Source organism: Mesorhizobium sp. M7A.F.Ca.MR.362.00.0.0 (assembly GCF_004023175.1).
Classification (GTDB): Bacteria; Pseudomonadota; Alphaproteobacteria; order Rhizobiales; family Rhizobiaceae; genus Mesorhizobium.
Window position 1 is genome coordinate 19,423 of sequence record NZ_RZTF01000040.1, and the last position, 7,014, is coordinate 26,436.

A 7,014-nucleotide genomic window follows, 5' to 3' on the forward strand; every position below is an offset into this window, starting at 1 on the left:
GGCCTGGACCGCCTCTATCCCATTGTTGGACCATGCGCTTTTTTGCCCTTTGCGGCGCCATGCCCTACTTTCGGCAAACGGTCTGCGCAAACGGATTGTCTGACGAGCAGGCACGACATGGCAGGAACCCCAAATGATTGACGAAAAGCCGGACAGCGAGAGCGTCTCGGCGCTGGCGCCCTTCCGGCACGGCATTTTCCGCGCCGTGTGGGGCGCAAGCCTCGTCTCGAATTTCGGTGGCTTGATCCAGGGTGTCGGCGCCGCCTGGATGATGACCACGATCGCCACCTCGCCCTATCAGGTGGCCCTGGTCCAGGCTTCGACCACCTTGCCGATCATGCTGTTTGCACTCGTCGCCGGCGCCATCGCCGACAGTTTCGACCGGCGCAAGGTGATGCTGGTCGCCCAGACCTTCATGCTGGTGGTGTCGGTGCTTCTGACCCTGTTCACCTATTCAGGCCTGATCACGCCATGGACGCTGCTTGCCTTCACCTTCCTGATTGACAGCGGCACCGCGCTCAACAGCCCGTCATGGCAAGCCTCCGTCGGCGATATCGTTCCCCGCAACAAGGTACCGGCAGCCGTCGCCCTCAATTCGATGGGCTTTAACCTGACGCGCAGCGTCGGTCCGGCGATCGGCGGCATCATCGTCGCCACGGCCGGTGCCGCGGCCGCCTTCGCGGCGAACGCGGTGAGCTATATCGGCCTGATCGTCGTGCTGGCGCGCTGGAAGCCGAACGTGCCGGTATCGACCTTGCCGCGCGAGTCGCTGGGGGCTGCCATGGGCGCCGGCCTGCGCTATGTCGCCATGTCGCCCAACATCGGCAAGGTGCTGGTCAGGGGTGCTGCGTTCGGCTTCAGTGCAGGCGCTGTGCTTGCGTTGCTGCCTCTGGTGGCGCGCGATGTCGTCAAGGGCGATGCGCTGACCTATGGCATCATGCTCGGCGCCTTCGGCATCGGCGCGGTCGGCGGCGCCTTGATCAGCGTCAGGCTGCGGCAGTTGCTCTCCAGCGAGACGATGGTGCGCTGTGCTATCGCCGGCTTCGCTGTCTGCGCCTTCAATGCCGCCGTCAGCCAGCATGCCTGGCAGACGTCGCTCGGCCTGCTTGTCGGCGGCGCCTGCTGGGTGATCGCGCTTTCGCATTTCAACGTCACGGTGCAGATGGCGACGCCGCGCTGGGTGGTCGGCCGGGTGCTGTCGGTCTACCAGACCGCGACCTTCGGCGGCATCGCGCTCGGCAGCTGGATCTGGGGTGTCGTCGCCGATGCGCACGGCGCCGAAGCCGCGCTGATCGCAGCCAGCGTCGCCATGCTGGCCGGCGGCGCCATCGGTCTTTTGCTCCCGCTGCCGCAACAGCAGGTGCTCAACCTCGATCCGCTCAATCGCTTCAAGGAACCGCATTTGGCGCTTGACCTGAAGCCGCGCAGCGGTCCCATCGCCATCATGATCGAGTATGTGATCCGGCACGAGGATGAACCGGAGTTCCTCGCCATCATGGCCGAACGCGGCCGCATCCGCCGTCGTGACGGCGCCCGCAACTGGACGCTGGCGCGCGATCTCGAGAATCCCACCGTATGGATCGAGCATTATCACACGCCGACCTGGATCGAATATATCAGGCACAATGGACGCATAACCCATGCCGACGCCGTCATCGGCGAACGCGTGCGGGCCCTGCACAGCGGCGACGAACCGCCCCGCGTGCGGCGCATGATCGAACGCCCGACCACCGCCGGCACGGCTCTCGTGATGGCCAAGGGACCTATTGAACACTGACTCCGGGTTGTCCCTTAGCCCTCGCCCGACAGGTCCCGGCGCGCCTTGTCGAGTTCCTCGGCATAGCGCCGCATCAGATGGCCTTCGGTCAAAAGGCCCAGCACGATGTGGTCGGTGAAATCCTCGACGACAGCGAGTTCTTCGGCGCCCGCCCGCTGGAATGTTTCCGCGGCGGCCTGCACGTTCATGCTCGGCACCAGCACCGCGTCCTTGTATTTGGCAAGATCGCGCACCGGCACCTCGCCATCGGAAGGATCGCTGTGCAGTTCGGCCACGATCAGCACGCCGACATAATGATCGCCCGCATCCACGGCGATGACCCGCTGGGCAGAGCCGAGCGGCACTTGCTTGCGGAAGGCTGCCAGCGTCGTCGAGGCATAGATGGTCTTGATGTCCTTGCGCATCATCGAGCCGACTGTGAGGCTGCGCATCCAGCCAACATCGTGGGCGCTGCGGATGGTCTCGCCGCGCAAATGGAAGCGCCATGTCGAGAACGAGTAGCCGAAGGTCTCGCGCACCAGGATCGCCGACATGATCGAGGCGGCCAGCACAACGCCGGTCAGCGTCAGGTCGCGGGTCGATTCCAGCGCCAGGAAGGTCATCGTCAGCGGACCGCCGACGACACCGACTGCGAGCGACGTCATGCCGACGACGGCGGCGACGGCAGGGTCGATGCCGGTTGCCGGCGAGGCGACAATCATCACATCCGCGAACGCCTTGCCGAGCAGCGCGCCGAGGAACAGCGAGGCGAAGAACAATCCGCCGCGAAAACCCGACCCCAGCGAGACCGCCGACGCCGCCAGCTTGAGCACGAAGACGCTGGCCACCACGGCCAGCCCGTAATTCATCGAGAATTCGCGATGCAGCGCGCCATGGCCGCTGGACAGGACCTGCGGCGTGATCAGCCCCAGCAGCCCGACGATGACGCCGCCAATGACGGGGCGCAGCGCCGCATCGATCGACAGCCTGGCGAAACCGCGCTCGATCAGTGTCACCAGATGCATGATGGCGATCGAGGCGGCACCGCCGAGCAGGCCGAGCAGCAGGAACGGCACATACTGGCTGGCGGTGAGCGCCGGCAGACCCGAAAGCTCGAGCGGAAACGGCACGCCACCGAACATCTCGGCCGTCAGCGAGGCGCAGATCGCGGCTGTCAAGACTGGCGCGACATTGGCAACCGAGTAGATGCCGATGACCAGTTCGAAGCCGTAGAAGGCGCCGGTCAGCGGTGCATCGAAGGCGGCGGCGATGGCGCCGGCCGCACCACAGCCGACCAGGATGCGGACATCGTTGCGGCGCAGCCTGAAGATGCCCGCCAGCCGCGATGCCAGCCCGGAGCCAACCTGCGTATAGCCGGCTTCCAGCCCGACCGAGGCGCCAAAACCACTGGAGATCATCGTCTGGCCGGCGATGATGAAGGTGTCAGTCAGCGACATGCGCCCGCCATAGAGCGCATTGGCTTCGATCGGGTCGATCGGCGTGCGGAATTTCCGTATCCTGAGCCAGACCACCGTCAGCCCCAGCAGCATGCCGCCGATCGCCGGTATCAGCGCCTGCATCGGATTGGCGAGCGAGAACATGCCGGAAAGCCGGCCGCCTGGCTGAACGCCGAACAGCAGCCCGTGCAGGTCCTGCACGATCTGGCTCATCGCCGTGACCAATATGCCAGCCATCACGCCTACGACACCGGCGAGAACGACCACCACGATGCCGCGTGCCTCGAGCAGAGGCAACGACCTGACCAGCACCGCGCGCAGCCGGCGGGCGTAGACTTCGCTGTGGTTTCTGGAAAGCACCGGGGCGGCTCGCCGATATCGAAAGGCAGTGGAAAGCCAGCCTGATACGCCCGGCGGCACGGCATGGCAACCACTATGCCGGCAGACACCATATTGGCGACAGCTGGCGCGATATCGATCGGCTGACGGACCGTTCAGGTCGGCATGGGCTCGCCGGCTTCATAGAGCACGAGGTTGCGCTCGCCTATGCCAAGCGCCGGCCAGCTCGCACGCCAGTCCGCAATGTGCGGCGAACGGAAATGCGCCTCGAGCGCCGTCCTGTCGCTCCAGACTTCCGTGACCCGGATGAGCCCGGCATCGAAAACATCCTGCGCATAGGAATATTCGAGACAGCCGGGCTCGGCGCGGCTGCCGGAAACAATGCGCTCCATCGCGGGCATTGCCTGTCCGAGCTTTGCCGGCGGCAAGCGGATGGTGCCAATGATCAGAAGCATGTGGTTTTCTTTCGAGAACAGGGACTACGTGTTTAGTCTAGGTCAAAAACCTGGCCTCGTTCTTCACCATCCAGCTCTTTGGTTTTATGCCATCCCAACCAAATTGGCTCTGATATCTCACCCTGCTGTATCAGCGCGTCTAGAAGCGTACGCGCAAGCCAAGACGGTTCGGGTGCGAGGGGATCATCATCGACATGACAATCGAGCCTGGAATGCGGGAAATACCCTTCCGGATGAAGCTGCGGCCGCCATGTATGAAAGCGTCCAACCCGGGTGCTAACCGATCCTCCAGCTTTGTTGCGCGATATGTGGAAAATCTCGCCGTGTTGAAACAGTCCATCTGCATCGGACACAATATAATAGTCCGAGCTTAATGTAAGTTTTGTCATCACGAAACGATATGAAGTTTGGCCGAAGCTGTCTAGGCGCGCGCTAGTCCGCGCGCAACGCCAAACCAAATCCTGGCGCTTGAAGCGTTCGGCTGAACCCCCCTGAACGCAGCGCTGAATCCAGCCTCCCACCCTCGCGCAAGCTTGGCGGGCTACCCTCACAGGGCTGTCGCGCGCTCGGCAGTCTATGGGGTTTGAGGACGATATGGCGATCAGCGAAAGCATTCAGCCCGGCGCGGTGGCCAAGAACGGCCGCGACGTCTTCTTCGCCATCGGCATCGTCATCATCCTGGCCGTGCTGTTTCTGCCGATTCCGGCCTTTCTCATCGACGTCGGCCTCGCCTTCTCGATCGCGCTTTCGGTGCTGATCCTGATGGTGGCGCTGTGGATCCAGCGGCCGCTCGATTTCTCGTCCTTCCCGACCGTGCTGCTCATCGCCACCATGCTGCGGCTGTCGCTCAACATCGCCACCACGCGCATGATCCTGTCGCACGGCAATGAAGGCACGCATGCGGCCGGCTATGTCATCGCCGGCTTCTCCAAGCTGGTGATGGCCAGCGACTTCGTCATCGGCCTGATCGTCTTCATGATCCTGATCGTGGTGAACTTCATCGTCATCACCAAGGGCGCCACGCGTATCGCCGAAGTCGGCGCGCGCTTCACCCTCGACGCCATCCCCGGCAAGCAGATGTCGATCGACGCCGACCTGTCGGCCGGCATGATCGACGACAAGACCGCGCAGCTGCGCCGCCGCGAACTGGAAGAAGAATCTTCTTTCTTCGGCTCGATGGACGGCGCCTCGAAGTTCGTGCGCGGCGACGCCATCGCCGGCCTCATCATCACCGCCATCAACATCGTCGGCGGCATCGCCATCGGCTACATCAGGCACGGCATGGGCATGGGCGAAGCCGCCGACGTGTTCATCAAGCTGTCGGTCGGCGACGGCCTCGTCACCCAGATCCCGGCCCTGATCGTGTCGCTCGCCGCCGGCCTGCTCGTCTCCAAGGGCGGCACCCGCGGCTCGACCAACCAGGCGGTGTTCGGCCAGCTCGGCGCCCACCCGCGCGCCCTCTATGTCGCGGCATCGCTGCTGGTCCTGCTCGGCCTGATGCCCGGCCTGCCGCTGTTCCCGTTCTTTGCGCTCGCCGCCGGCATGGCCGGTCTCGGCTACGTCATCCCGATGCGCGCCAACCGGGTCCTCGCCGAAGCCGAGGCGATCAAGGACCAGGAAAAGGCAACCAAGGTCGAGGAGGAGAAGAACTCGGTCAAGGCTTCGCTCGCCACCGCCGAGATCGAGCTCTTGATCGGCAAGCAGCTGTCGACAAGGCTGCTGACGTCGCATCAGGAACTGGTTTTCCGCATGGGCAAGATGCGCAAGAAATTCGCCACCCAGTACGGCTTCGTGGTGCCGGAAGTGCGTGTCGCCGACGATTTCGCCATCCCGCCGAAGAGCTACCAGATCAAGGTGCACGGCACCGTGGTGGCCGAATACCAGATGCGCGTCGGCGAGATCATGGTGCTGCTCGGCAATCGCGACATACCCGAGATACCGGGCGAGGAAATCCGCGAGCCGGCCTTCGGCATGCGCGCCTATTCCGTCGTCGAAGCCTTCGCCGAGGATCTGAAGCGCGAGAACTACACCTTCGCCGACAACATGTCGGTGCTGCTCACCCATCTCTCCGAGGTCATCCGCAACAACCTGCCGCAGCTTCTGTCCTACAAGGACATGAAGGCGCTGCTCGAACGCCAGGACCAGGAATACCGCAAGCTCGCCGACGAGATCTGCACCACGCACATCTCCTATCCCGGCCTGCAGGCGGTGCTGAAGCTGCTGCTGGCCGAGCGCGTCTCGATCCGCAATCTGCACTTGATCATCGAGGCGATCGCCGAGATCGCGCCGCATGTGCGCCGCACCGAGCAGATTGTCGAGCATGTCCGCATCCGCATGGCCCAGCAGATATGCGGCGACCTGTCCGAGGGCGGCGTGCTGAAAGTGCTGCGCCTCGGCAACCGCTGGGATCTCGCCTTCCACCAGAGCCTCAAGCGCGACGCCAAGGGTGAGGTGCGCGAGTTCGACATCGACCCGCGCCAGCTCGAGGAGTTCGGCCAGGACGCCACCAAGGCGATCAAGAAGTATCTGGAAGCCGGCGAGCGTTTCGTCCTCGTCACCGCGCCCGACGCCCGCCCCTATGTGCGCATGATCATCGAGCGCCTGTTCACCACACTTCCGGTGCTCAGCCATGTCGAAATCGCCAAGGGCGTCGAGATCAAGGTGCTCGGAACCATATCGTGAGCGTGCTGTCGCAAGGCGTCGTCATCGCGGCGTTCCTCGCCTTCTGCCGCATCGGCGCCTGTTTCATGCTGATGCCGGGCCTCTCCAGCGCCCGCGTCCCGGTCCAGGTCAGGTTGTTCGTGGCGGTCGCCGCCACCGGCGGCCTGCTTGCCTTCCTGTGGGACAAGATCTTTCCTTTCGTCGACCCGCGCCCGCAGATCCTTGTGCCGATGATCATTTCGGAACTTCTGGTCGGCGGCCTGATCGGCGCCATGACCAGGCTCTACATGGAAGCCCTGCGCTTCATGGGCTCGGCCATCGCCATGCTGGTCGGTTATGGCGGCAG

The 7,014-nt window shown here is 64.0% G+C and carries 4 protein-coding genes and 1 pseudogene (1 of these 5 only partly in view); 3 read left to right on the forward strand and 2 right to left on the reverse strand.

Annotation, left to right across the window (positions count from 1 at the left end; genetic code table 11):
- Positions 1–133 precede the first annotated feature (133 nt).
- Positions 134–1,777, forward strand: coding sequence for an MFS transporter (locus EOC06_RS08435; RefSeq protein WP_128307496.1), 1,644 nt, complete (start codon positions 134–136; stop codon positions 1,775–1,777).
- Between the two features lie 14 nt (positions 1,778–1,791).
- Here EOC06_RS08435 and EOC06_RS08440 read toward each other — a convergent pair whose 3' ends face one another.
- Both EOC06_RS08440 and EOC06_RS08445 read right to left on the reverse strand, forming a co-directional pair.
- A complete protein-coding gene (locus EOC06_RS08440; RefSeq protein ID WP_128307497.1) occupies positions 1,792–3,573 on the reverse strand; it encodes a chloride channel protein in 1,782 nt (593 codons plus the stop codon).
- Positions 3,574–3,707: 134 nt separating this feature from the next.
- Positions 3,708–4,007: a putative quinol monooxygenase gene (locus tag EOC06_RS08445; RefSeq protein ID WP_128307498.1), complete on the reverse strand. Its 300-nt coding sequence runs from the start codon at positions 4,005–4,007 to the stop codon at positions 3,708–3,710.
- 594 nt (positions 4,008–4,601) lie between these two features.
- On the opposite strand from EOC06_RS08445, the gene flhA reads away from it, so the two are divergent.
- Entirely contained in the window at positions 4,602–6,689 is a 2,088-nt protein-coding gene (flhA, locus tag EOC06_RS08455) for a flagellar biosynthesis protein FlhA (RefSeq protein ID WP_128307499.1), read from the forward strand.
- Positions 6,686–7,014, forward strand: a pseudogene (gene fliR / locus EOC06_RS08460) (flagellar biosynthetic protein FliR) (it continues 423 nt past the right edge of the window). The gene flhA and the pseudogene fliR overlap by 4 nt, the downstream one beginning before the upstream one ends.

Coding starts and splice junctions, on each gene's coding strand:
- EOC06_RS08435 (WP_128307496.1), top strand. CDS start 134: ATGATTGACGAAAAGCCGGACAGCGAGAGCGTCTCGGCGCTGGCGCCC.
- EOC06_RS08445 (WP_128307498.1), bottom strand. CDS start 4,007: ATGCTTCTGATCATTGGCACCATCCGCTTGCCGCCGGCAAAGCTCGGA.
- flhA (WP_128307499.1), top strand. CDS start 4,602: ATGGCGATCAGCGAAAGCATTCAGCCCGGCGCGGTGGCCAAGAACGGC.